The following is a 24,501-nucleotide window of genomic DNA, read 5'->3' on the forward strand; positions in this document are numbered from 1 at the left end:
CTTCGCGTCGATGCCGAACTGCTCCTGGCGCGTGCGCATGTCCACCTTGGCAGCAATGGTCTCGAAGAAGGGAATCTTCACGTTGAGGCCGGCGCCCACCGAGCGGTTGAACTTGCCCAAGCGCTCGATAATGTACACGTTCTGCTGCGGCACGATGAACAGCGCCTGAGGCAGCAAAAGGACGAGAAGGACAAAGACAATGGCCAGCAAGATCATAGGGGCTCCTTTCCGATTGCGCCCGGGCCGCAGGAGTGGAACAGCAGACCGACGGCAGACCGCATCCCTGTTGCTCCGACTTGAGCGTACGCCAATGCACAGAGGCTTTTCCAGCAGTATAGCATTGAGGCAACGACCCTGCTCAATTTGCGCGACTTCGGCCAAGTCGCAGTAAAATGAAGCGGAAACACCCGCACCATCAGCCCTGACAGCGAGGAGCCCCCATGATCGATCCCCAGTGCGCCGCCCTTATTCTCATTGACATGCAGGAAGGCTTTATCGATACCGCCTCTCCCCTGTGCATTGCCGGCGCCGCCGCCACGGTACCCGCCTGCGCCCGCGCCCTGGAGGGCGCCCGGGCCCACGGCATGACGGTCATGCACGTGCGCCGTCAGTACGCCGAAGACGGCAGCGACGTGGAGGCGGTACGCTGGGAGGCCTGGGCCGAGGGCGGACGCCCCCTATCCACGGCGTGGCCCGAAAGCCTTGCCTGCCCTAAGGAGCTGGCTCCCCTTCCCGGCGAGCCCGTCATCTTCAAGCCCAGCTTCTCGGCCTTCTTCGGCACCGAGTTGGCGGCGCTTCTGCGTCAGAAGGGCATCACCACCGTGGTGCTGGCCGGCACCACCACCCCCAACTGCGTGCGCTCCACCGCCTACGACGGGCTGTCCCTGGGCTTCAACGTGGCCGTGGTGCGCGATGCCACCTCTTCTCGCACGCCCGAGGTGCAAGAGGCCAACCTGGCCGACATGGAGTTTATCGGGGTGTCGCTTATCCACGCCGACGAGCTGGCTTCAGGTGGTCTTGAGTACGTACGGGACACCGAGGGCGAAGTCGCCTGTGCCGTGGCGCTTGAACGCAAGGTGGCCGGCGAAGAGGGCGACGCAGAATGCGCCCCCTGCGAGCCAATGCCTCACCTCGACTCCATTGAGACCATTTCCACGGGATGGATCAACAAGTACCTGCTGCACTACACCACCGTCGACGGCAAACCCTACACCTACGAGGCTGCCTCGCGCAAGGGACCCGAGGCCTTTGCTGCCCAGCTTGCCCATCTGGGCGCCGGAGAGGCGCCGCGCACCGACGCTGTGGGCATGGTGCCCATTCTGCCCGACGGCTCCATCCTGCTCATTCGCGAGTTCCGCTATCCGCTGAACTCGTGGTGCATCTCCTTCCCCGCCGGACTCATCGACGAAGGCGAATCGCTGACTGAAGCCGTGGCTCGCGAGCTGGCCGAAGAGACGGGCTACCGCCTGCGCGAGGATTTGGGCGAAGAGGCCGTGCGCGTACTGCCCCAAACTGGGTTCTCGTCCACGGGCATGTCGGAGGAAAGCGTGCAAGTGGTGTACGCCTTTGTGGAGCCAGCCGGCGAAGCGCGGCCCGAGGACGCGGAGCTCATTCGCCCCTTCGTGCTGAAGCGCAGCGAGATTCGCCCCTTCCTGGAGAGCAACCGCACCCCCATCGGCACCCGCGCCCAGCTGATCTTGGAGTCGTTGGCGCTGTAAGGGAAGCGCATGGAGCAAGACGATGCCTTAGAGGACCATCTCGCAGGCTACCTCATCTTCCGAATGACTTTCGGTGCATTCGCGCAAGAAGGTGCTGAGAATAAGACCGCCCCCTGGGGCACCGTCTCGCAGCCTCAGACAAAGAGCGAAGTGGAGAAGTAACGCTCGCCGGTGTCGGGGGCCAGAGTGACCACGGTTTTGCCCGGTCCCAGCTTGCGCGCCAGCTTCAGGGCGCAGGCCACGTTCGTACCCGAGGAAATACCGCAGAACAGACCCTCCTCGCGGGCCAGGCGGCGCGAGACATCCAGAGCCTCTTCGTCGGACACGATGACGATCTCGTCAATGAGCTCCGTGTTCATGATGGCGGGCAGAATGCCGTCGCCGATGCCCATTTGCACATGGGTGCCGATGGCGCCTCCGGACAGAAGCGCCGCATGCTCAGGCTCGGCGGCCCAAATCTGCACGGCAGGATTGACGCGACGCAATTCGGAGCCAATGCCCGTAATCGTGCCGCCTGTCCCGAAACCGGAGCAGAAGCCGTCGATGACGAGGCCAGCTTCGGCCGCATCGGCCAGGATCTCGGCGGCAGTACCGGCCACATGGGCCGCCAGGTTGTCACGGTTCACGAACTGCTGGGGCACAAAAACCCGCGGGTCCTCGGCGGCCAGCTTCTGCGCCAGGGCAATGCACTCCTCGATACAGGCACCGATATCGCCCTCGTCGTGCACGAGGATCACCTCCGCACCGTAGTGCTCCATGATCTTGCGGCGCTCTTCCGAGCAGGAATCGGGCATGATGATGCGGGCCTTCAGCCCCTTCACAGCGCAGACCAAGGCCAAACCTACTCCCTGATTGCCACTGGTGGGCTCCACGATGATGGAATCGGGCGTGACCTCGCCGCGAGCCTCGGCCTCTTCGATCATTTTCAGCGCCGTGCGCGTCTTCACCGAGCCGCCCACGTTCACACCCTCGAACTTCACCAGCACCTGAGCGTCGTTGGGACCCGTCAAGTGATTCAGGCGCACAAGCGGCGTCGAGCCCACGACTTCCAGAACGTTATCGCAGATCATAGCCTCCCCTAACCTTCGGGGTCGTAATTTCTCGCTGAGATTCTAACACGGCCGCACGGCGCCCTTCGAGCACTGCCTCAAGGACGCTCAAAGTTCGAGGTTATCGGAAATAGAAAAGCTGAAGCACCGGCATAGAAATCTGCCATGCAAACAGCCGCACACGGGTATAATGTCCGCCATGCCTAAGCACCAGGGAAACATAGTCGCGCCGTCCAATCTCAACATTCAGTTGCACGAGATGGCCACCGCACGCGCCATAGCTGACTTTGGTATGGATGTCGAATTCCGGCCGCGCATCAAGGGAAACAGAGCCAAATCGGCTGACTTCGTCGCCGGGGGCGTCCTCTGGGAGGTGAAATCGCCTCAAGCCGACAACCTGCGCGCCGTCCAGAGGCGCCTTCGTGAGGCCGTGCACCAATCCAGGGACGTCATCTTCGATTCCCGTCGTATGAAGCGCCTTTCTAACCAACAGATACAGTCGGAAGTCGAGAAGTGGGCCGCGCGCCTCCATTCCATAAGGAGGCTCCTGTATGTAAATCGCGCCGGAGAGGTTATCAAAATCAAGTAGCCGTGCTATCATGGGCAACAGCAAAGCGCCCGACCGGTGTGTACTTCATCTTAGTCCGGCGCTTTACTTATGCCGAAGCATGGTGGCGATTGTACCTCTCCTGCTTTGCTTCATACTGCAAGCGTCCGAGCGGTGAGCATTTCACTCAAGTCGGGCGCTTTTCGTGTTTTAAACCTACAGGGAATGCCCCATCGACTGCCTTAAAGATTTACTGCATGGTCGCCGCTCGACAGTTGTTCCCCGCCAAACTCGTGACTAAAGAATTCTGCAGCAAAAAGGCCAGAAACGGAACTCTCGTCCTTTGCATTCAAATGACGGGACGTACGAGACCCGAACTCGTGACCTCCGACGTGACAGGCCGGCGCTCTAACCAGCTGAGCAACCAGCGATGCCAGCAGCTCAAGGTCTCTAAAGAAGCAGCTCTTTTTCCGCTGTTGGGAACGTCACATTGAAGAGCGCCTTTTGCTGCGCTTTTACCTGGGCGGCATACTTCTGAGGCACTTTGACGGTCTTGTACTTGTACGTGGTGGTTTCCACAACCGACTCTTCGCCAGAGTTGTACTTCGTCGTGGCGACGCTTTTTACCAGCTTGCCACTTTTGTACGTGTTCTTGTACGTAGTTTTGGAAACACCTTTTTTGGCAACACTCTTAATCATGCCGCGAGAATCGTAGGTATAGTTCACCGTGCCCCGCATACCGTCATAACCGCCCTTTGTCACTATCTGCGAGATAAGGCCCTTCTTGTTGTACTTAGCTGTCGAAGAGCCCTTAACGACCTTGCCAGTGCTGAATTTGTAGGTAAACGAAACCTTAGAGATCCGGTTCTTTTTATCGTACTTGTATTTATTGGTGGTCTTGTACGTGATTTCTGAAACGCTCTTAGTTACGCGGCCCTTTTTGTCGCGAGTAAAAACACTTGATCCAAACCAATCTTTCGGGCCGGCCATATCCAACACCTTACTCAGCTTGCCCTTGGAATATTTGAAGCCTCTGACAGAGATTCCAGCCCATCCAGCGCCATAGCTAGATGTGCCGCATTGAGAGATCAGCTTGTTCTTGTTGTAATCATAAGAAGTCTCCGATTTTGCTCTCAGATCGTCGCCTCTCATGCTTTTTGACTCGCTTTTGACCAGCACCGAAACTTTAACGTATTTGGTTTTTGCGAGCGCGGTGGCAGGATGAACCGCAACGAGCGTAAACGCCATCGCCAGCGCAACGATAACTCCAACTGCAAAGCCAATCATTTTTGCTGAGTTAAATCGGGCGGCTTCTCCCATAACACTTCCCTTCTCAAATTCTCATACCACTCCGATTTTACCACCAAAGCGATATTGCGCGAATACGCCTTCCACCTGCGCCTTCGGTGAAAATAAAAAAGCCGCAGCAACAGCTGCGGCTTTCAATTCAAATGGCGGGATGTACGAGACTCGAACTCGCGACCTCCGACGTGACAGGCCGGCGCTCTAACCAACTGAGCTAACACCCCGAATGGTGTTGCGTGCTAAAAATGGCGGGATGTACGAGACTCGAACTCGCGACCTCCGACGTGACAGGCCGGCGCTCTAACCAACTGAGCTAACACCCCGTTTTCAGCAGCTCGTCTATTATACAGAGAACCCGCGCGGTGGCAAGCCGTTTTTTCGAGAAATTTCCGAACCGTCGGCCAGAGAATCTTCCGCGCCCCGCTCCTTACGCCTGACGCGCAGAACCCTCGAAGGTGAAGCGGCCCATCTTGGTGCCGCCCAGCAAATGCACGTGCAGGTGATCCACCGTGGCCGCCGAATCGGGGCCGGTGTTCACCACGGTGCGGTAGCCGGACTCGGCCACGCCCTTCAGGCGCGCCACCTCGGGCACCACGGACATAATGTGGCCGATGACCTCGGCCGGCACGTTGTCGGCCAGATTATCGAAATGCTGCTTCGGCACGATAAGGGTATGCACCGGCGCCTCGGGCTCAATGTCGTCGAAGGCGTAGCAGATATCATCCTCGTACACCTTAGCGGACGGAATGTCGCCGGCAACGATCTTGCAGAACAGGCAATCGCTCATGAAAGTTCCTTTCGTTGACTTACGTGTTCTATAATAGCGGTTTGCCGACGCCCCTACGCAGATTTCACGGCAAAGTGCGCCGAGGGCCGTCTTGGCGTGCCGGCGCCCCTTTTTATTTGGCGGCGCGCTGATCCACGCGCATGAAACTTATGGGATGGAGCCCCTCAGCGGCATGGCCCGCCGCCACGGTAGCGGCGATGAGCTCCCGCACGAAGGCATCGGCACGCAGGCTGCCCGTGGGCTTCGCTTCCAGCGTGAAGCGCAGGGTGTCCCCCTCGTGAATCACGGGCCCTACCAGGAACTCGTCTACCACCAGGGTCTTTTCCTTCTTCTTGCGCACCACGGTAATGGTCTTCGGCACCACCAAGGCAGCGGGCGCCTCGGAGAGCTGCACCTCGTAGGTACTGATGGGACACGCCACCGAAGCAGCGGCATCCCGTGCCTCGATGTAGCGGGCGTCCGTGGGATACAAGTCAGCCGGACTGGCGGCCTGCAGAGCCGCCAGGGCCTTAGGGGCCGCCACGTAATCGGTCAGGAACAGGTCGAAGAACTCGGCCGTACCCCCTACCCCCACGGGCAGCGCGGCACCGAAGGCGATGCGCATATGGGGCGAGAAGCCCTGACTGACAGCGTAGGGCAGGTTGGCGCGGCGCACGGCGCGCTCCAGAGCGCGGGCCACTTCCAGGTGCGACAGCAGGGCCAAACGGCCCGTCTCGCGAAACGTCACCCGCAGGCGGAACAAACGGGGATCGGCCATGCTAGCGCACCTCCTGGGAATCGGTCGCGGTTGAACCGTCCGCGACAGCCCCCGCCGGCGCGGTGGCCTCGGCAACGTCCCCGCCCTCGGCGCCCTTCTCGATCACGCGGTAGGGATTCGCTGCCCGCGTCTCCCCCTCCTTCAGTGGACGCTCTTCCTGCAGCTCGATATCGGCTCCCAGCGTGGGGCAGGCTCCGCAGGCCGAGCACTGATCGAAGGTGCAGTCCGGCGTGGTCACGCCCTCGGCGGCACGGCGACGCTCTCGCGCCAGGAAGCGCGGCGAGACGGCGGCCGTAATATGGGTCCAGGGCAGCACGTAATCGGTGGGATACTCCGCCTGGGCAATGGCAGCCGAATCGATGCCCAGGGCCTCGGCGGCGCCGTTCCATGCCTCCTCGTTGAACAGTTCGGTCCAGGCATCGAAGCGCGCCCCGCGCTTCCAGGCTTCTTCAACCCAGTCGGCCACCTCGCGGCCGCCGCGGCTCATGACCGCCTCCACGAACGACGTCTTCGGGTCGTGATAGTGCACGTCCACGGCCTTGTACTTCACCGAGCGCTTGAGCAGCCCCACACGGCGCAGGGTTTCCTCGGGGGAAATCTGGCCGTCCCACTGGAAGGGCGTCTGGGCCTTGGGCACGAACACGGCGCAGGACACGCTCATGCGAATGGAACCGCGCTGCTCGGGCGGCACGGCGGCCTTGGCGCGGTCGTAGGCGCGCTGGGCCAGGCTCGCGATGCCCTTGATGTCGTCATCGGTTTCTGTGGGCAGGCCCACCATGAAGTACAGCTTGCAGCGGCGCCATCCGGCTGCGAAGGCGGCGTCGATGGCGGAGAACAGGTCGTCCTCGGTGACGTTCTTGTTGATAACGTCGCGCAAGCGCTGGGTTCCCGCTTCGGGAGCGAAGGTCAGACCGCCCTTCTTCTGGCCGGCCACCAGCTCGGCCATTTCCACGCCGAAGGAATCGAGGCGCTGCGAGGGCACCGAGATGCGAATGCCCTGGCCGGCGCAGGCGCCGTTCACCCGCGTGAGAATCTCGGCAATCTGGGAATGGTCCGTCGACGAAAGCGACGTCAGGCTCACCTCGTCATAGCCCGTTTCGGCCAGACCGCGCGTGACCGCGGACACGATGTTGTCGGCCGAGCGCTCGCGCACGGGGCGGTACATCATGCCCGCCTGGCAAAAGCGGCAGCCGCGGGCACAGCCGCGCAGGATCTCCACGTTCAGCCTATCGTGCACCACCTCGGTATAGGGCACGATCATGGGCTCGAAGGCGTCGCTGTCGGCGAAGCCCTCGAACACGCGCTTGTGAACCGCCGGAGGCACGTCCTCGAACAAGGGCTCCACCCAACTGCCCGCCGCCTGGGCCTCCTCCTCGGAGCGCCAACGGTACAGCGACGGCACATAGACGCCGCCCACCTGGGCAAGGGCCCGCAGAATAGCCGCACGCGGGGCGCCTTCGGCCCGCAGCGCGCGAATAACACCCAGCACTTCCGGCAGCTGCTCCTCGCCCTCGCCCACCATGATGGCGTCGAAGAACGGCGCATAGGGCTCGGGGTTGTAGGCGCAGGGACCGCCGCCCAGCACCAGCGGATCGTCCTCGGCGCGGTCCTCGGTGCGCAGCGGGATGCCGGCCAAGTCCAGGGTTTCCAGGACGTTGGTAGCGGCCAGCTCGTGGGGCAGCGTGACGCCCACGGCGTCGAACTCGCGCACGGGTGCGCAGCTTTCCAGCGAGAACAGCGGCACCTGCTCCTGACGCATAAGGTCGGCCATGTCCACCGCCGGCAGGAAGGCGCGCTCGGCCCCCATGCCCTCGGTAGCGTTCACGGCGTTCACCAAAATGCGGACGGCCTGGTTGGCCTGGCCCAACTCGTAGGTATCGGGATAGATCATGCAGAAGGAGAAGTCGTCCTCGGCAGGGCCGGGAGCACAGCCCCACTCGTGATTGAGATAGCGGGCAGGCCGCTCGATGCGAGACAGCAGCGGCTCTACCACCGGCCACAGATTGCTAAGCGCCACGAGACTCCTTCCCGCCGTTCTTGCCCTTGCCGCGCAAGGCGCGGAAGGCGGAGAGCCCGGCATCCTTGGCGCCGGCCACTACCTTCTGCCCCATAGGCGTCGCCGCAGCCTTAGAAGTGGCCTCCACGGCTTCATCGCGGGCCTTCTGCACCACGTTGGCCACACCGACGATGTCGCCGCCGGCCTCAAAGTACTCGATGGCCGCACGGCCCATGGCCTCGGTGCCCGCAAAGCCCACGGCGCCCTTGACCGCCCAGCCGAGCACCGGCACCACGCCGGCCACGGAACGGGCGATGTTGCGGAACAGGAAGGCGCCGCCCACCACGGCGATCAGCTCCTTGATGCGCTCGGCCGACAGGGGCTGCCCGTAGGCCGCGGCAATTTGCAGGAGCATCTTCGCCTGGTTGAGCGTCATGATGGGCATGTCGGCCCCGGGAATGAACACCACCACGCCGATGCCGGCGTTCTGCAACGACGTGGCCCGCACCGCGTCCAGGGAAAGCGGGCGGCGCACAAAGGGGAAGGCCAGGGCAAAGGCGAGCTTCTTGTCCTTGCAGGCGGCGATGATCCACTCGCCCATGCGGCGGTCGAGCGTGGCGGCGGCCTGGTCATCCAACGGCAGAGGCTCGGCGGAGGCCGGCTGCGTCTCCACCGGCAGCGCGTGCTCCACCGCCTCGATAACCTGGGCGCTCTGCGGCTCGCCATCCTCGGTGCTGCCGGCCGTCACGCGACGCTCGAAGGACGCCAGGGCGTCACCCAAAGGCGACGGAGCGGTCATGTCCGGCGCCACAATGTCGCCGTCGGGAATGGCGAAGCCGGCTGCCTCGGCTGCGGCCGCCACGTGATGCGGCATGGTAGTAGCCACCATGACGGGAATGCCCGCGTTGCGAATATGGGCCGCCTGCTCGCCGATGGCCGTGGATGAGCCGGCCACGATGACGGCCATGTCGTCGCCGCCATAGGGCTCCACCAGCCCGTCGCCCAGATAGCCCAAGGTAACGCGGGTATGGGCGCCGGCGCTGGCGAAGGCGCTGCGCACGTGGCCCACCACATCGCCGGGCGCCGTGTCGTCGATGTAGACGGACACGGCCAGAGGCGTATTGCGGGCGCTATCGATATCAGTGGCCGCCTTCAGCAGGGCGGGGATGTCGAGGGGGATGTTCATGGGGTGGCCTTCCTTCCTGAAACGCTGTTGTGGCTCCCCACGGAGCCGATGAGTCCGACCAGCACAAAGTTCACGATCATAAACGAGGAGCCGTAGCTGACAAAGGGTAGCGGAATGCCGGTAATGGGCATGAGGCCGCAGTCCATGCCGATGTTCTCCAAAATTTGGAAAAGCCACATGCCGATGACGCCCATGACGATGAGCATGCCGTAGAGGTTGTCGGCGCCGCGCGCCACGGACAGGCAGACGGCAATGAGCGCGCCGTAGAGCGCAATGAGGGCCAGCACGCCCACGAAGCCGAACTCCTCGGCCAGCACGCAGAACACGAAGTCGGTGGGCGCCTCGGGAAGAAAACCGTGGGTGGACTGGGTGGCGTTCAAAAGCCCCTTGCCGAACAGGCCGCCCGAGCCGATGGCAATCTTCGCCTGGGCCAGGTTGTAGCCGTCGCCGGACAAGTCGGCATCGGGATTCAAGAACACGAAGAGACGACTGCGCTGGTAGTTCTTCAGGAGACGATACTCGTACTGCCCGGGGGAAGTTTCGTACTTCAAAAGCTCGTCCACGGCGAACACCGCGGCAATGGCGGCAATGCCCACCGCCAAGGTGATGAGCAAATACCGGGCCTTCGCGCCGCCCATAACGAGCACGGCCGCCGATATGGCCAGGTACACCAGGCCCGTGCCCAAGTCGGGCTGGGTCATCACGCAGAGGAAGGGCACCAGCAGAAGCCCGACCACCTTGCAGTACTCGCGCACGTCGTCGAGCGTGCCCCCGTAGCGGGCCACCAAGCTGGCCGCATACAAGATGACGGTGACCTTCGCGAACTCGCCGGGCTGCACCTGCATGCCCAGCTTGATCCACGACTTCGCCCCCATGCCGGCATCGGTGCCCAAGCCCGGTATGTGAGGAGATAGGATGAGGATGACGTTGAGCACCAGCAGCGCCGTGGTGAGGTTCGCCAGGCGCCGGTAGTCGAAGCGCCATACGATGACCATGAGCACCAGGCCGATGAGCACGCACAAAAGCTGGCGGTTGAAGCTGTACTTCTCAAGGCCCTGCACGGCCGACCAGCACACCAAAAGGCCGTAGCTGACCAGCAGCCCCACCACAATGAGCAGGGGTGCGTTGAGCCACGCGAACAGTGAAGGGCGCTCGGAGCGCGACGGAGCACCGTGGGCCGCATGGGAGGCATGGTGGTGCACCGAGTGAATCTGGGGAAGTTCTGCCATGGCGCTCCCCTAGTCCGTGCGCGAGCCGGAGTCGACGCTGATCTCCACGGATTCGCCCGTGGAGCCGGGCAGCCGCTCGATCTGCACGTCGGACTTCTCGTTTTCGGAATCGAACAGGGCGCCCATGACCTCGGCCACGACGGGAGCCGCCGTGTCGGAACCGCCGCCGCCGTCCTCGACGACGCAGGCCACCACGTACTTCGGGTCATCATAGGGCGCATAGGCCACGAACCAGGCCGTGTCATTGCGGTCCTGGCGCTCGCCCGTGCCCGACTTGCCCGCCGCGTCGATGTTCAGATCGGCGAAGAGGGGCGCCACGCTGTTGGACTCTTTGATCATGTCATGCAGGGCGTCACGCACGTAGTTGAGGTGCGAGTCGCTCACCTCGGGCGTGCGGGACACCTCGGGCTGGTAGGTGACAACCGTATCGCCCTCGCCGTTGCGCACTTCCTTCAGCAGGTGCGGCTTCATTACCTGACCGGTGGCAATAGCCGCATAGGCGCAGGCCACCTGCATGGGGGTGACCTGCAGATCGCCCTGGCCGATGACGAGGTTGGTATAGTCGCCGCCGCGCCAATTGGCCTCAGAGGGCACGTTGCGCCAGCGCTCGAGCTTCCATGCCGGCGTGGGCACGACGCCCGAGGCCTCGCCGCCCAAATCGATGCCGGTTTGGCTGCCGAAGCCGAACTGCGAGACGTAATCTTGCATGGCCGTCTCGGACACCTCGCCGCTGCCCTGCGGGCCGTGATCGAAAAACGCCTTGCCGATCTCGTAAAACACGGTATCGCAGGAGTTCACAATGCCGCCGTGCAAATCGAGGGTGCCATGGCCCTCGTGGTTCCAGCACTTCTGCACGTCGCCGGAGCCGAAGCCGTCCCATTCGCCCGTGCAGTTCCAGGTGCTGCCCTCGGTGGCATAGCCGTACTCGAGGCCGGCCAGCGAAGTGAAGGCCTTGAAGGTGGAGGCGGCCATGAACTGGCCGCTGATGCAGTTGTTGTTGAGAGGGGCGTAGGCCTTGGGGGCGTTGTATTTGTCCAAGAGATCCTGAGAAAAGGAGCCCGTGAAATTCGTGGGGTCGAAGGTGGGGAAGCTGGACATGACGAGTACCGCCCCGTCGCGCACGTCGAGGGCCACCACGGCGCCCTTGGTGCCCCTGCCCGTACCGATGACGCCGTTAGGGGCAATGAGCTCGGCCAGAGCCTTATCGGCGACATACTGAGCCTTAGCGTCAAGGGTCAGGTAAACGTCGGAGCCCTTGGAAGGCTGCGTCTCGCTCATCACCGACACGACCGCGCCACCGGCATCCACCATGACCACGCGTTCGCCGTGGTCGCCCGAAAGCACGTCGTCATAGGTGGACTCAATGCCAGCTCGGCCCACCGTGTCAATCGCCAAAAGATCACGGCCCTCGCGCTTCTCCTCCAGCTGGGTTTGGGAGGGAGAGCCGGTATAGCCCAGCACGTGGGCGGCGAGGGCCCCATAGGGGTACTCGCGTTCGCTGCGCTCCTCCACGGTGATGCCCGGGAAGGCATCGGCATGCTCGGCGATGAAAGCCACGTCGCGCAGGCGCACATCATCGGCCACCACGCGCAGGCTCTGGGCGCCGGCGGAGGAGTCGGCGATGCGCTGGGACACCACATTGGCCGGCAAGCCGAGCACGGTGGCCAAGCGGCGGATGACATCGCGATTGTCGGCCACCTCGGGATCGGCGAGCACCGCCTGGGTGGAGCGGTTCGTCACCAGCGGCACGCCCTTGCTGTCGTAGATGCAGCCGCGCGGCGCCGGCGTGCTCACCGTGGTGTAGAGGTTCTTCTCGGCCGCATGGGCGTATTCGGAATTGTCAAGAATCTGCATGGACCACAGCTTCGCCGAGAGCACCCCAAGGATGCCGGCAGACAGCACGCCCAGGCCGAAAAAGCGGCGGGTCATGCCGTCGGAGGGCTTCGCATTGGCCGAGGTTTCCGAGGAGGACACCGTCACTTCGCCGTCGCGGGCCGCCTTGGCGGCGCTTTGGCGGGCAAAGGACGAGGAGCCGACGCCCACAGTGTCGACTTGGCTGACACCCTTCTTCGCCCCCACCTGGGGGGTCGAGCGGCGCGCGCGCACCACGAACACGGCAGCAATGGCCACCACCGCGAGCAGCGCCGCAATGAGGGCTGTGACAATGGCAACCAGCACCGGGGCAACCCCCTTCCCTAGCGCAGGATCGGCGTCCCCGGCTGTCCCAAGGGCTTTCCGACCATCACGCGAATAGCAATCGGATAGAGCAACAGGGCGATGATGCCGTCATAGAGCATACAGGGCAGCGCGCGGTAGAGCAGCGCCTCGCCGAGGGGCACCCCGGCGCCGCTGGCCACCACGATGATGCCGTACACAAGCTCGACCACGACAATCGAGCACAGCATAATCGCCACGGGCATGAACAGCGTATCGTTGTTCAAGGCCATAAAGGCACGGGAAGCGGCAAATGTTACCAGCACGAGCACAAGCGCCATGCCTCCCACGGGCCCTCCTCCGATAAGATCGAAGAGAAGCCCGAGCACGAACGGTAACACCACGCCCGCCTGCTGGGGGCACACAACGGCCCGCACCACACAAAACGCAACGATAAAATTGGGAATCGCCGCAAACAAGGTAAGGGCCGGCGCCACGATAATTTGCAGCAGCACCGCGATGATGCCGCCGATGATACCGGCAATCGTTTCCCGGGTGAACAGCATCAGGCCTCCCCTCCCTCGCCGTTATCGTCAGAGCCTTCCGCGTCGGCCGCCTGGGAGCCGTCGGAGTCCGAGCCGTCTGCGTCGCCCTCTTGCGAGGCGCCGTCGTCCTGGCTGTCCGCGTCGCCGGCAGCATCCTGGCCGCCGTCGCCTTCGGTCCCTTCGCCTTCGGAAGACGCCGGCAGCGTGCGTTCGGCGGCATCAGACGCCGCGCTGAACACCACGAGGGCCTCTTGAAGCAGGGTCACCGAATCGTTGGGCGCCACCACAATGCGGCGGGAATCGTTGCCGGCGCTGCCTTCGACGCGCGCCACGGTGCCGATGAGCAGACCGCGGGTGTAGCTGCCGCCCAGACCGCTGGTGAGCACCACATCGCCCACCTGAATGTTCACGTCGGCGCCGATATTCTCCAGGTAGAGCAGGCCGTCCAGCGAGCCGCGCACAATGCCCTCGGCACGGCTTTGCTGCACCAGGGCCGCCGCCCCCGATTGGGGATCGGTGAGCAGACGCACCCGGCAGTTGCCGCCGGACACGGAAATGACCTGGCCGATAACGCCGTAGGGGCCCATCACGGTCAGCCCCGTTTCCACGCCATCAGACGAGCCCACATCCAGGGTAATGGTCTGGTTCCACGCATCGGTGGAGCGGCCGATAACCCGCGCCGCCACGCCGTCGATGTCGTAGGTGTCCTTCAAGTTGAGCAGAGCCTGCAGGCGCTGGGCCTCGAGGCGATATTCTTCGGCCTGAGTGAGCGCCTGAGTGAGCTCGGCGTTCTGCGCCCGCAGCGTTTCGAGGGTCTCCTCGTCGGCGTTCTGGTTTTCAGCCGCCTGCTCGGCCCCCTCGACGGCGCTGCCCAGGGGGGCACCGGCCAACTGCAAAGGAGCCACAAGCCCCTGAACCGCGGATTGCACGCGATGAAGCGGGCCGTCGGCGCCTTCGCTGCCGTAAATGCCAACGCATACGAGCGACAGCATGAGGGTGATAATAAGGGGCAGCCGGCCCGAGGGGGCCGGCGCATTGTTCTGGAAGTTAAGAGCCATGAAAGCGAAAAGCCTACTTGGAGCGCATGAGGGTCTGCTTCAGGGCCGTGGGCGTTTCCAGCACCTTCAGGCAGCCGGACACCACGTTGGTAAGCGCCGTCTCCGACACCCACACGGGAATTTCCAGCTTGTCGGTAAGGTAGCGATCGAGACCCGAGAGCAAACCACCGCCGCCCGTGAGCAGAATGCCGTTCTGAATAATGTCAGAGGCCAGGTCGGGGTTGGTGGTCTTGAAGGTGTCCTTGATGTGGAGCACCATTTCCTCGATGGGGGCCTGCAGGGCCGCGCGCACGTCTTCCGACTGGATGGTGACCTCTTTGGGCTGCTCGGTGTAGACGTCCTGACCCGAGATGATCATATCGCGCTCGCGGCCGTCCTCGAAGGGCAGGATGGAGCCGATCTTGATCTTGATGACCTCGGCCGTGCGTTCGCCGATCTTGATGCCCAGCAGGTCGCGCAGGTGCATGGCGATGGCCTCGTCCAGGCGATTGCCCGCCAAACGCAGCGAGCTGGAAGTAACGATGCCGCCCAGGGAGATGACAGCCACCTCGGTGGTGCCGCCGCCGATGTCCACCACCATGGAGCCCGTGGGCTCGGTAACGGGCAGATCGGCACCCATGGCCGCAGCCATGGGCTCCTCGATGAGGTAGGCCTGGCGCGCGCCGGCCTGGATAGCGGCCTCGAACACCGCGCGCTTCTCCACCGACGTGGCACCGCAGGGAATGCAGATGACGATGCGGGGCTTCGGCTGCCAGGGGTACTTGCGCTCGGAAGCCTTGTTGATGAAGGCCGACAGCATGGCCTCGGTCACATCGTAGTCGGCGATGACGCCGTCTTTCAAAGGATGCTCGGCCGAAAACGCGTCGGGCGTGTGGTTGATCATGTTCTTGGCCTCATGACCAACGGCCAGCACGCGATGAGTGGATTTCTCAATGGCAACGACGGAAGGCTCGTTGATAACGATGCCCTCGCCGGTAATGGCAACAAGGGTATTGGCAGTTCCCAGGTCGATGGCCATATCGGCAGACATTTGGCCCGTCAGACTCGAAAACACATCAAGGAATGACATACAGGCAAACCCTTCGGGTACGTTTTGATTACAGTCAGCCTTAGATTTTAGCACAGGCCCTGAAAAGCCGCTGAAACTCCATAGCCCAAATGGTCGAAAGGCAGAGAGCGGGGCCAAATTACCGCAAGGAGCCGCACTCCCTTCCGAGGCAAGATTCCAAAATCGACCACTTCGGTATCGAACATGGCCAACATCCGCAAAATTCACCTGGGAAAACGTTATTGCATGGTACCAATGGGCACTGTTTTGCCATGCATCGCGGTACCAAACAAGGGAAAGTTGGAAGATACCCGTTGCCTTGCCCTCACCTTGTCCGTTGCCGTTGCCGTTCCCCTTGCCCTCGTCTTGCTTGTTGCCGTTGCCCTTGCCGGGTTCGGGCAGCCGCTATTTCCCTAGTGCACGCTGCAGGAGAGGCAGGGGTCGTAGGCGCGGACGAGCTTCTCTACCTCCAGGCGGATGAGGTCGGCGTCGTAGCCGCCGGCGATCATCTTCTCGGCCAGCTGGCGCATGTCGGCCTCAAGGTTGGCGATGTTCTGGGCCGTGGGCGTCATGATGCTGGCTCGCTGAACCCGGCCCTCGTCATTCAGCTCGAGCAGGTGGAAGAGCGCACCGCGGGGCGCCTCGGTGAAGCCCACGCCCTTGCCACCGCGCACGGTGAAGGCCACGGGCTCGCTCGTGCCGGCGAACTCATCGGCGGCCAGACGACGGCAGAGTGCCGCGCAACGGTCGAGCACGTCCACCAACTCCACCGCCTGGGCAATGTTGTTGGCGAAGGGGTTGTACTCGGGCGGGCGCAGCCCCGCCTTGGCGGCGGCATAGCGAGCCTCTTGGCACAGGTTGTTCCAGGATGCGTTGACACGCGCCAGAGCCGCCGTCAGATAGGGCTTGCCCGTGCGGCGGGCGCGGGCCAGGAAAGCGGCCGAGGAGGCTTGCGGGTACTCCTCGATCTCCTCCTCCACGTTCTGGCAATCGAACTCGTAGTTGGCCCGCACGAACCGCGCCGTATCCGAGGTGCATACCGGATAGCTCCCCGGCTGCACCATGGCCAATAGATCGCCCTCAGTCTGCACGTCGATGGTGTCGAAATCGCGGAACAGATCCACCGCCTGCAGGGCGAACGCGCGGGCCTCGTCCATGGACTCGGCCAGGCGGCGGTACTCGGCGGCGTCGATCTCATGGGTGAAGCCGCCCACCACGGCCGTGATGGGATGGATAGAGCGGCCGCCCACCAAGGTGCACAGCTCGTTGCCCAGGGCCTTCAGCCCCAAGGCGCGCTCCAGCAGCTCCGGATTCGTCTCGGCCAAGGGGAACACCGAGTGGTGCCCCAGGAAATCGGGAGCGGCGAACACGAACAGGTGCGTGGCGTGGTTCTGCAGGAAGGACCCGTAGACGAGCAGCTCGCGCAGAGCCTCGGTGCGGTCGGTTACCTCGACCCCGAAAATACTCTCGATGGCACGGATGTCGGTGACCACATGGCTCGACGAGCAGATGCCGCACACGCGCGAGGCAATGTAGGGCACTTCCTCGAAGGAGCGTCCGCGCACCATGGACTCGAACAGGCGCGCCGGCTCGACCACGGACATCTCGCAGGTGGTAACCTGGCCGTCCTCGATAGTCAGGCGAATGTCGCCATGGCCCTCGACGCGGGCCACGTGGTCGACAGTGATGGATGCAGTGGCCATGGGCTATTCCTTCCCTTCAGCCGTAAGGGATACGGTATTGAACATGCCGAGGGCTTCGTCGAAGCGCTCAGGGTCGATGCCCTTCTTACCCGCGAAATAACGGGCCGAGGCCACGTTGGCGTCGGGAGACAGCCCCGCGCAGCCGTTGCAGGCGCGGCCGAGCGCCGGGCACTTTGCGCCGCAGCCCGACCGGGTGACCAGGCCCAGACACATCTGCCCCTGGGCGTACAGGCAACCGCGCTCGTTTCGGGAGCACTCGCCGCAGAGCGCCGAGGTGGCCGGCAGGTAGTTGCTGCCGTACAGGGCGCTGTCCAGCACGCGGACGAACTCGTAGGGGTCGATGGGACAACAGGGCACCTCGAAATCCACCGCGATGACGTCCTTCACCGGCACGGGCGCCTGCAGCGTGCCGCAGGCATCGGGGGCCGCGTCGCCGTAGACCACTGCCAGCTGGGCCGGAAAGTCCACTGACGCCATGCCGGGGATGCCCGCCGTGTTGGCGCAGGCACCGATGGTAATTACCGTCTTCGCCTTTTCACGGGCCTCGCGCACGGTGGCTTCGGCTTCGGCCGTGGTAACGGCGCCCTCGATGACAGCCACGTCGAATTCCTCGGGCATGGGCTTCGAAGAGGTGAGCTGCCAGTAGCCCAGATCGATCTGACCGAGCACCTCCAGCAGGTGCGCCTCGATGTTGGTAATGTTGATCTGGCAGCCAAAGCAGCTAGCCAGGCCGATGAACACGACGCGGGGCGGCCGCGCGTTCTCGGGCGTTTCGCGAATATCGTTCATGTTACATCGACTCCTGGATGTTCTTGGCCTCCCAGTAGTTGAAGACCGGTCCGTCAATGCAGCAGTACTGGTGCCCGATCTGGCAGTGGCCGCACTTCCCCACGCCGCACTTCATGTGGCGCTCGAAGCTCATGTAGATGCGATCGTAGGAGATGTTCTTCTTGCGCATCTCCTGCACCACGAAGCGGTACATGACCGGCGGCCCGCACAAGGCGCCGAAGGTGTTGTCCGCGTCGATTTCCAAATGCTCGAAGGGCTTGGTGACCAGGCCCACTTCCCCATCCCAGGTGTCGTCGGGCACGTCGACGGTAAGATACAGGTCGAAGTCCTTGCGGTGCTTCCACATCTCGAACTGGTGACGGAACATGACCTCGGAGGGGTTCTTGGAGCCGTAGATGATAGTGACCTTGCCGAACTCCGAGCGCTCATCGTGGATGTTGTTGATCAGCGAGCGCAGCGGCGCGATGCCTAAGCCGCCCGCTACCAGCAGCACGTCGTGGCCGCGCATGTCATTAATGGGAAAGCCGCGGCCGAAGGGTCCGCGGATGCCCACGATGTCGCCGCACTGCATTTGGTGCAGGCGCTCGGTAAAGCGCCCCGTGCGGCGCACGCACAGCTCGATGAAGCCCTCTTTCGTGGGCGAGCTGGAAATGGAAATGGGGGCCTCGCCTACGCCGAAGATGGACAGTTCCACGAACTGCCCCGGCTGCTGATGGAAGGCCGCGCGAATGCGGTCGTCGATGAAGCGGAACTCGAAGAGTTTTTCGGTGGCCGTCAGCTCGGTGATGGACGTGATGCGCGCGGGCCACGGACGATAGGGATTCGCGTGCATAAGCTGGGCGCCGGTCCGCTCGGGGCCCGGATCGGAAAACGGATGGATGGCCACCTTGGTTGCGGGTGCGTGCATCCCTAGGCCCCCTTTCTCTCGAAGAACTTCAGCACCTCGATGGGGCTGATGTCCACTTTGCAGGCCAAGGCGCAACGGCCGCAGCCCACGCAGAGGCTGCGATCATGGGTGGCCAGGAAACCGTTGAGCTTGTGGTACATGCGATGGCGCACGCGCTCCACGGGCGTAGGGCGGAAGTTGTGGCCGCCGGCCACCATGGCGAACTGCGGCGAGGTGCAGGCATCCCACACGCGCTCGCGCCGCCCCGTGGCGCCGCCCGGATCAAGCGTGTCGCGAATATCGAAGCAGTAGCAGGTGGGGCACACGTTGGCACAGGCATTGCAGGACAGGCAGCGGCCGCCCAGCTCTTCCCAGAACGGGTCCTCGTGGAAGGCGTCCATGAGCATGGGGATTTCCTGCACGTCGGGAATGTCCTGGTTGAAGGCCTCCTGACGGGCGCGGGTAACGGCGCGGAAGGCAATACGGTCGGCGTCGGTGGCCTCGCGCACGGTGCAGGCGCCCTCCAGAATATTAGCCGCCACTACCGAGCCGATGGACACCAGATACTTATCGCCGATGTCCGTCAGGAACAAGTCGTAGCTGGGACGCGCCTCTTCGCTGTCCATCAGGTTACAGAAGCAGAACTCCGAGGGCGTGCAGCCGATGCCCACAATAAGCGTGGCGTCGTTGCGCGCCTGGAAGTACGGATCGGGATACCGCGGATCGGTGAAGACGCTATTCAGGTTAAGCATGCCGTTGATGTCGCAGGCATGAACGCCGAATAGCACGCGCGCCGGCACCTCGCAAGTGTAGTCGGTCACGGCGTTCTCTTCGGCGTTGAACTCGAAGAGGGTTTCCTTGGGCGGCATCAGGTACTTCTTCGGCGAGGCGATGGTGGTGGGATAGTCCAGCACAATGTCGTCGAAGGAGTCGACGGCCGCGAACACGTACTTGCTTCCCCTCTGCACCGGAGCGATGACCTCGTAGCGCTCCATGAACGCCGCGACCAGCGAAGGCAGCTCGTCACGGTCGATAACGCGATACAGCATACGCGATGGGTTCCTTCTCTTCTTGGGGCCCGAAGGCGCCTTCTTGGTAAGGTAGCTTCCATGGTAAAGGCTGAAGGGCCGCTGCCGCAACCCACTTCGATATTCGGCTAAAAAACCAGATGGGCAGAAGAAAGCGCCGAAGAGCGCAGGGCGGCTGCCTAGCGCTTCGTCTTCACCGACTTGATCGACGACCACTTCGAGTAGTATTTTTTGCCCTTGACCATCTTGTAGGCGCGAATCTTCACGTAGTAGCGCTGCTTCGCATAGCGCGCTTTCAGCTTAAGCGAGGTTTTCGAGGCTGTGACCGACTTGGTAAGCGAGTGCTTGAACTTCTTGTTGGACGCGTATTTGATCTGGTAGCCCGAAACTCCCTTCACCTTTTTCCAGGTTACCTTGATAACGCGTTTCTTGGCGGCCTTGAGCGTTTTCAGCTTCGGCGTGGCGGGCTTTTTGGAAGCGGAGGTCGCGGTTGCCGTAGTGGAAGCTGCGGGGGTGGCGGGGGCGATGGGAGCCGCCGGCTCCTCGGCGTCAGGGGCGCTGCCCGTCGCATCGTCCGTTTCCGTGCCAGAGGGGGCGGTGTATCCCGGCGGCAGGTAGTCGGGAACGACTCCTACCGAGGGGTACTCGGGGGCTGAGCCGTGGGTGGTAGCGGCGGCATCTTGGGTAACCGTGACATTCCCATGATTCGCCCAACCCGCATAGTCCATGGAGTTGAAGTTATGGAGCGTGACAACTTTATCTTTGGCAATGCGGTTGTTCATGGCGTGGATGACGTAGCCGCCGCCCACGTAGATGCCCACGTGCCCCGCGTACATGGTCTTCTTTTCGCGCGCCGTGCAGGTACTGCACACCGTAGAGTTGCTGGTAAAGAACACGTCGGCGCCGATGGGAACCGAATTGATGGTGACAATGGAGCCGCCGGCCTTGTGCAAGCGCCCGTACTGGGCCGCGCAACAGGTGCTGTCGCGCACAGCGCCCATCTCGGCGAACTGATCGGCCACAAAAGCCAGGCACCAGCTCTTGTACTGCTTGCCCAAATCGGGATTGCCCACTTTGGCGTTGAGAGACGTTTGCAGCGCCTTCGCGGAAACTGACGTGGCGCCAAGCGCCTGCAGCGGCGTGACGGCGGCCAGCGACATCGACAGGACGACAGCCAATCCGGCCTGAAGCGGTTTTCTCATGAGGCTCTCCCCTAGTTCATTACAGCGGCATTTGGAAGAACGAGAAGCAAGAATAGCACCAATTCGCAGCCATCGCCAGCTGCGAGGAGCCGGACAATCGACGAACTGACGAAAAGACACCCCAACGCAAAAAGAGAGCACCCGAAGGCGCTCTCTCAAGCCATGACAGCTAAAGCTTTTCGCTCTTAGGCGAAGAAGATGCCGATCTCGCGCTCGGCGGACTCGGGCGAGTCGGAGCCATGGATGACGTTCTCGTCCATGATGAGGCCGAAATCGCCGCGGATAGTGCCCGGAGCCGCCTCGGCCGGGTTGGTGGCACCCATGAGGGAGCGGCACTTGGCCACGGCACCCTCGCCGGAGATGACCATCTTCACCACGGGGCCGGAGGTGATGTAGGCGATGAGGCCGTCGTAGAAGGGCTTGCCCTCGTGCTCGGCGTAGTTGGCCTTGGCCTGCTCGGGGGTGACCATGCCCAGCTCCATGCGCTCGACGGTGAGGCCGGCGCGCTCGAAACGGTTGATGATCTCGCCGATGTGGCCGTTGCGCACACCGTCGGGCTTGATCATGGAGTAAGTCTGCTGGATTGCCATTGGGATCCTTTCAGAGATAGGGGTACTGCACTGCAAACGGCCCGGAGCACCCGCCCCAGGCCGGAAATGCCTGAACTAGCTTTGGCTGGGGAAATACAGCTCGATGTTGGAGACCTTCCAACCGATGCCGTCGCGCACCATCGAGATTTTGTACTGCACGCTGCCGCCGCCCTCGGTGGCCGCCGTGGCGTACACGGTGGAGTCGCTCATGGATTTGTTCACGCCGTCGATGGTAACGTTGCCGTCGGCCACCACCGGGTCGAGCATGGCATTGATCTTGCCCTCGTCGAGGTCGCTGGAGAACACCGTTTCCTTCGCGGCGGACGGATCGGCGAACAGCTGCTTGGTGACCTCATCTTGCGTGGGATAGCCGAAGCCCTGGGTGTAGGCGAACACGCCGGCCGCAGCGGCCAGCACAATGACGATGACGAAGAACAGCAGGACCTTCAGGCCCACGTTGCGGCGCTTGCGGTCTTGCTTCGCCAGGCCGCGCGACCACTGCTCGAGCTCGGCATCGGTGGCGGTGAAGAAACGGTCGTTGTCGACGTTCTCGTAGGCGCCCACATAGCCGGGGAAATTGGTCGGATCGGCCTCGTAGGGCTCGTCGTAGTAGAACGGCTCGGCCGCCTCGCCCTCGTAGGCCACGGCCTCGTCGTAGACGCTGGTGCCGTCGGCTGCCACATCGAGCCCGGACATGTCGGCCAGCTGGAGCACCTGGGTGGCCTGGCTGGACTCGGACGTGCCCTGGGCCACGGCACCCACGGCGCGCTGGTAGTCGACGCTGGCGGAATCGGACAGGAAGTAGGTTTTGTCGGCGATGGCCTCTTCGAAGGCATGGACCGCCTTCTCCATCTGGCCGCAGGCCACGTAGGCCTGACCCAGGCTGGCCTGCAGCTTGTTGCGCGTGGAGGACAACATGTCGAATTGCATGGCGCTTTCGTAGGAGGCCACGGCGTCGGCCGGACGGTTGAGCGCCATGAAGCACACGCCCAAGTTGAGCAGGGCTTTCGTAGGGTCGGGATTCGACTCGTCCAAGGCGGCCTCGCGGAAGGCCACGCCGGCCTCGGCCGACTTGCCCAGCTTCATGAGGGCGTTGCCCATGCCCATGTAGGACTTGTAGGGCGTGGGGTTGGCCTGGTCCTGCACCGACTGCTCGAAGTAGCGAATGGCGTTCTCGTAGTCGCGCAGCGACGCGTAGGCCATGCCGAGGTTGCACTCGACCGTGCCCAGGGCGCCGTAGGCCGTATCGGCCGTGGCCTGGCTGTAGGCCTGGATGGCCTCGGTGGGGTTCTTCAGCTTCACCAGGCAGTTGCCGATTTGGTGGTAGAGAAGGCCCATCTCGCCGGGCGCCAAAGGATACTGAGTGTCCTGCAAGCATTCCGTGAAAGCCATCAGCGCGCCGCGGTAGTCGCGCAGGCGGTAGCGCTCATTTGCTCGATCGAATAACTCGTTGTTCATAGAATTCCTTCACTAGACTTGTCTTGCAGGCAGCCCGGGGGCCTGGGGCGCAAGGGCGCCCCGGAACGGATAAATGCTAGGCAGCGTTCTCGATGGTGATGGACTCGATGACATCGCCGGCGCGCAGCTGGCCGATGACGTCCTTGCCCTCGATGGTCTGGCCGAACACCGTGTAGCCGGAGTCGAGGTTGTGCTGGGGGCCCAGGCACAGGTAGAACTGGGAGCCGGCGGAGTTGGGATCCATGGAGCGAGCCATGGCCAGGGCGCCGTCCTCGTGCTTGTTGTTGGGGTTGGTGGTGTACTCCTCTTTAATGGAGTAGCCGGGGTTGCCGGTGCCGAAGGGCGCCATGCCGGGAGCGCGGCCCGCGGCCACCTGCTCGGGCGTGGCCTCGCGGGTGTTGGGGCAGCCGCCCTGGATGACGAAGCCGGGCACATAGCGGTGGAACTTCAGGCCGTCGTAGAAGCCCTTCTGGGCCAGCTCGACGAAATTGCCCACGTGAATGGGGGCGTCGTTGCCCGCCAGCTGCACGCGGATGGTACCCTTCGAGGTATTGATGACGGCGATCTCGTCGCCGGTGGGCTGATACTCGGGCGTGTACAGAGCCATGGGGCTCCTCCTTTTCCCTTGGGGATCGGTCGTTGCCGCGAAGGCGCCGCCGAGCCGATCGGTTTCATTGCATACGGGGAATGATTCTAACAGGTTAGGAAGTAGTTCGCTCGAAAATGCTAACCACTTCCACATGGTAGGTCTGCGGAAACAGGTCGACGGGGGTCGCCCGCACCAGGCGGTAGCCCGCTGCCTCGAACAGGGCCACGTCGCGGGCCCAGGTTTGGGGGTCGCAGCTGACGTAGGCCACCCGACGCGGCGCTGCGGCGGCGATGGAGTCCACCACCCCCGGGGCCAGGCCGGCCCGGGGAGGGTCCACCACCAGCGCGTCCAGCTCGCCCAGCTCGGGCAGCTCGCGGGCGGCGTCGCCCCCCACCACCTCGATGTCCACGCCGGCGCGCTCGGCGTTGCGACGCAAATCGCGCACCGAGGAGCCAGCCGACTCCACGGCCACCACCTCGGCACCGGCAGCGGCCAGGGGCAGCGAGAACGTGCCGGCCCCGGAGTACAAATCGGCCACGTAGTCGCCCTCTTCCACCTGCAGCCCCTCCAGCACAAGATCGATGAGCTTCTCGGCCTGAGCAGTGTTCACTTGGAAGAACGAGGGGGCGCTGATAAGGAAGCGCTCCTCGGCCAGCTCCTCTTCCCAGCATCCCTTGCCGGCTAGGGCCTCTACCTTCTTCACCTTGCGGGCTCGCCCCGGCTCGGCCACCACGCGCACAAGCGAGGTGTTCTTGAGCGCGCTGCCCAAGGTTTTCGCCGCCGCGGCCCGGGGAAAGGCGCCGGGCGTCGTCCACAGGGCAATCTCCACGTCGGCGCCCAGACGGTCGATGGCATATTTGAAGTCGAGATATACGGC

The 24,501-nt window shown here is 63.3% G+C and carries 24 protein-coding genes and 3 tRNA genes (1 of these 27 cut by a window edge); 3 read left to right on the forward strand and 24 right to left on the reverse strand.

Annotated features, from left to right (window positions below; translation table 11 throughout):
• On the reverse strand, positions 1–216 hold a 216-nt coding region (locus tag QZ307_RS11060), incomplete at its 3' end, for an SPFH domain-containing protein (RefSeq protein ID WP_366778767.1).
• 224 nt (positions 217–440) lie between these two features.
• Between QZ307_RS11060 and QZ307_RS04015 the strand changes: the two genes are divergently transcribed.
• Positions 441–1,718 carry an isochorismatase family protein gene (locus QZ307_RS04015; protein WP_295996214.1) on the forward strand — a complete coding sequence of 426 codons (1,278 nt, stop codon included), beginning with the start codon at positions 441–443 and terminating at the stop codon, positions 1,716–1,718.
• A gap of 134 nt (positions 1,719–1,852) precedes the next feature.
• Here QZ307_RS04015 and QZ307_RS04020 read toward each other — a convergent pair whose 3' ends face one another.
• Positions 1,853–2,788, reverse strand: coding sequence for a cysteine synthase family protein (locus QZ307_RS04020; RefSeq protein WP_295996216.1), 936 nt, complete (start codon positions 2,786–2,788; stop codon positions 1,853–1,855).
• A 271-nt stretch (positions 2,789–3,059) separates the two neighbouring features.
• Here QZ307_RS04020 and QZ307_RS11065 point away from each other — a divergent pair, with 271 nt between their 5' ends.
• Positions 3,060–3,356: a hypothetical protein gene (locus tag QZ307_RS11065; RefSeq protein WP_366143063.1), complete on the forward strand. Its 297-nt coding sequence runs from the start codon at positions 3,060–3,062 to the stop codon at positions 3,354–3,356.
• Positions 3,357–3,674: 318 nt separating this feature from the next.
• Here the strand turns inward: QZ307_RS11065 and QZ307_RS04030 are convergent.
• The 13 genes from QZ307_RS04030 to QZ307_RS04090 all read right to left on the reverse strand — a co-directional run bounded on the left by QZ307_RS04030 (position 3,675) and on the right by QZ307_RS04090 (position 15,400).
• Positions 3,675–3,737 (reverse strand) — tRNA-Asp (locus QZ307_RS04030).
• 27 nt (positions 3,738–3,764) lie between these two features.
• A complete protein-coding gene (locus tag QZ307_RS04035; protein WP_295996221.1) occupies positions 3,765–4,634 on the reverse strand; it encodes a hypothetical protein in 870 nt (289 codons plus the stop codon).
• Between the two features lie 132 nt (positions 4,635–4,766).
• Positions 4,767–4,843, reverse strand: a tRNA-Asp gene (locus QZ307_RS04040).
• 22 nt (positions 4,844–4,865) lie between these two features.
• Positions 4,866–4,942, reverse strand: a tRNA-Asp gene (locus tag QZ307_RS04045).
• A 104-nt stretch (positions 4,943–5,046) separates the two neighbouring features.
• Positions 5,047–5,406, reverse strand: coding sequence for a histidine triad nucleotide-binding protein (locus tag QZ307_RS04050; RefSeq protein WP_275207583.1), 360 nt, complete (start codon positions 5,404–5,406; stop codon positions 5,047–5,049).
• A gap of 112 nt (positions 5,407–5,518) precedes the next feature.
• Positions 5,519–6,163, reverse strand: a complete 645-nt coding sequence (locus QZ307_RS04055) for a TIGR03936 family radical SAM-associated protein (RefSeq protein WP_295996227.1) — start codon at positions 6,161–6,163, stop codon at positions 5,519–5,521.
• Position 6,164: 1 nt separating this feature from the next.
• Positions 6,165–8,180 carry a TIGR03960 family B12-binding radical SAM protein gene (locus tag QZ307_RS04060; protein WP_295996230.1) on the reverse strand — a complete coding sequence of 672 codons (2,016 nt, stop codon included), beginning with the start codon at positions 8,178–8,180 and terminating at the stop codon, positions 6,165–6,167.
• On the reverse strand, positions 8,170–9,345 hold the full coding sequence (locus QZ307_RS04065) for a hypothetical protein (protein WP_295996232.1): 1,176 nt from the start codon (positions 9,343–9,345) through the stop codon (positions 8,170–8,172). Before QZ307_RS04065 ends, QZ307_RS04060 begins: the two co-directional genes overlap by 11 nt.
• A complete protein-coding gene (gene rodA, locus QZ307_RS04070) occupies positions 9,342–10,574 on the reverse strand; it encodes a rod shape-determining protein RodA (RefSeq protein WP_295996235.1) in 1,233 nt (410 codons plus the stop codon). Before rodA ends, QZ307_RS04065 begins: the two co-directional genes overlap by 4 nt.
• 9 nt (positions 10,575–10,583) lie before the next feature.
• The gene (gene mrdA / locus QZ307_RS04075; RefSeq protein ID WP_295996238.1) at positions 10,584–12,752 is read right to left on the reverse strand and encodes a penicillin-binding protein 2; all 2,169 of its coding nucleotides are present in this window, start codon (positions 12,750–12,752) and stop codon (positions 10,584–10,586) included.
• A 17-nt stretch (positions 12,753–12,769) separates the two neighbouring features.
• A complete protein-coding gene (gene mreD / locus QZ307_RS04080) occupies positions 12,770–13,294 on the reverse strand; it encodes a rod shape-determining protein MreD (protein ID WP_295996240.1) in 525 nt (174 codons plus the stop codon).
• Positions 13,294–14,331, reverse strand: a complete 1,038-nt coding sequence (gene mreC, locus QZ307_RS04085) for a rod shape-determining protein MreC (RefSeq protein ID WP_295996243.1) — start codon at positions 14,329–14,331, stop codon at positions 13,294–13,296. Before mreC ends, mreD begins: the two co-directional genes overlap by 1 nt.
• A 13-nt stretch (positions 14,332–14,344) precedes the next feature.
• Positions 14,345–15,400: a rod shape-determining protein gene (locus QZ307_RS04090; RefSeq protein ID WP_275207569.1), complete on the reverse strand. Its 1,056-nt coding sequence runs from the start codon at positions 15,398–15,400 to the stop codon at positions 14,345–14,347.
• A gap of 183 nt (positions 15,401–15,583) precedes the next feature.
• Between QZ307_RS04090 and QZ307_RS04095 the strand changes: the two genes are divergently transcribed.
• Positions 15,584–15,796 (forward strand): hypothetical protein, encoded by a 213-nt coding sequence (locus QZ307_RS04095; RefSeq protein WP_295996250.1) that lies wholly within the window; start codon positions 15,584–15,586, stop codon positions 15,794–15,796.
• Here QZ307_RS04095 and QZ307_RS04100 read toward each other — a convergent pair.
• The 9 genes from QZ307_RS04100 to QZ307_RS04140 all read right to left on the reverse strand — a co-directional run.
• Complete coding sequence (locus QZ307_RS04100; protein WP_295996254.1) at positions 15,793–17,082, reverse strand: Ni/Fe hydrogenase subunit alpha; 1,290 nt, start codon at positions 17,080–17,082, stop codon at positions 15,793–15,795. The two genes, QZ307_RS04095 and QZ307_RS04100, sit on opposite strands and share 4 nt — an antisense overlap.
• A 3-nt stretch (positions 17,083–17,085) precedes the next feature.
• Positions 17,086–17,871: an NADH:ubiquinone oxidoreductase gene (locus QZ307_RS04105; protein WP_295996257.1), complete on the reverse strand. Its 786-nt coding sequence runs from the start codon at positions 17,869–17,871 to the stop codon at positions 17,086–17,088.
• A 1-nt stretch (position 17,872) separates the two neighbouring features.
• The gene (locus tag QZ307_RS04110; RefSeq protein ID WP_295996260.1) at positions 17,873–18,778 is read right to left on the reverse strand and encodes an FAD/NAD(P)-binding protein; all 906 of its coding nucleotides are present in this window, start codon (positions 18,776–18,778) and stop codon (positions 17,873–17,875) included.
• A gap of 2 nt (positions 18,779–18,780) precedes the next feature.
• The gene (locus QZ307_RS04115) at positions 18,781–19,806 is read right to left on the reverse strand and encodes a 4Fe-4S dicluster domain-containing protein (protein WP_295996262.1); all 1,026 of its coding nucleotides are present in this window, start codon (positions 19,804–19,806) and stop codon (positions 18,781–18,783) included.
• Positions 19,807–19,964: 158 nt separating this feature from the next.
• Positions 19,965–20,987, reverse strand: a complete 1,023-nt coding sequence (locus QZ307_RS04120; protein ID WP_295996266.1) for a hypothetical protein — start codon at positions 20,985–20,987, stop codon at positions 19,965–19,967.
• A gap of 185 nt (positions 20,988–21,172) precedes the next feature.
• The gene (gene ndk / locus QZ307_RS04125) at positions 21,173–21,577 is read right to left on the reverse strand and encodes a nucleoside-diphosphate kinase (RefSeq protein WP_275207563.1); all 405 of its coding nucleotides are present in this window, start codon (positions 21,575–21,577) and stop codon (positions 21,173–21,175) included.
• Positions 21,578–21,652: 75 nt separating this feature from the next.
• Positions 21,653–23,035: a tetratricopeptide repeat protein gene (locus QZ307_RS04130; RefSeq protein ID WP_295996270.1), complete on the reverse strand. Its 1,383-nt coding sequence runs from the start codon at positions 23,033–23,035 to the stop codon at positions 21,653–21,655.
• Between the two features lie 76 nt (positions 23,036–23,111).
• Entirely contained in the window at positions 23,112–23,642 is a 531-nt protein-coding gene (locus QZ307_RS04135) for a peptidylprolyl isomerase (protein WP_295996273.1), read from the reverse strand.
• A 94-nt stretch (positions 23,643–23,736) separates the two neighbouring features.
• On the reverse strand, positions 23,737–24,501 hold the 3' portion of the coding sequence (locus tag QZ307_RS04140; RefSeq protein WP_295996276.1) for a class I SAM-dependent RNA methyltransferase. Its footprint extends 621 nt past the window's final position; only the last 765 of its 1,386 coding nucleotides appear in the window; the start codon falls outside the window, past its right edge; its stop codon occupies positions 23,737–23,739.

The sequence above is a fragment of the uncultured Adlercreutzia sp. genome (assembly GCA_910585575.1).
Lineage (GTDB): Bacteria > Actinomycetota > Coriobacteriia > Coriobacteriales > Eggerthellaceae > Adlercreutzia.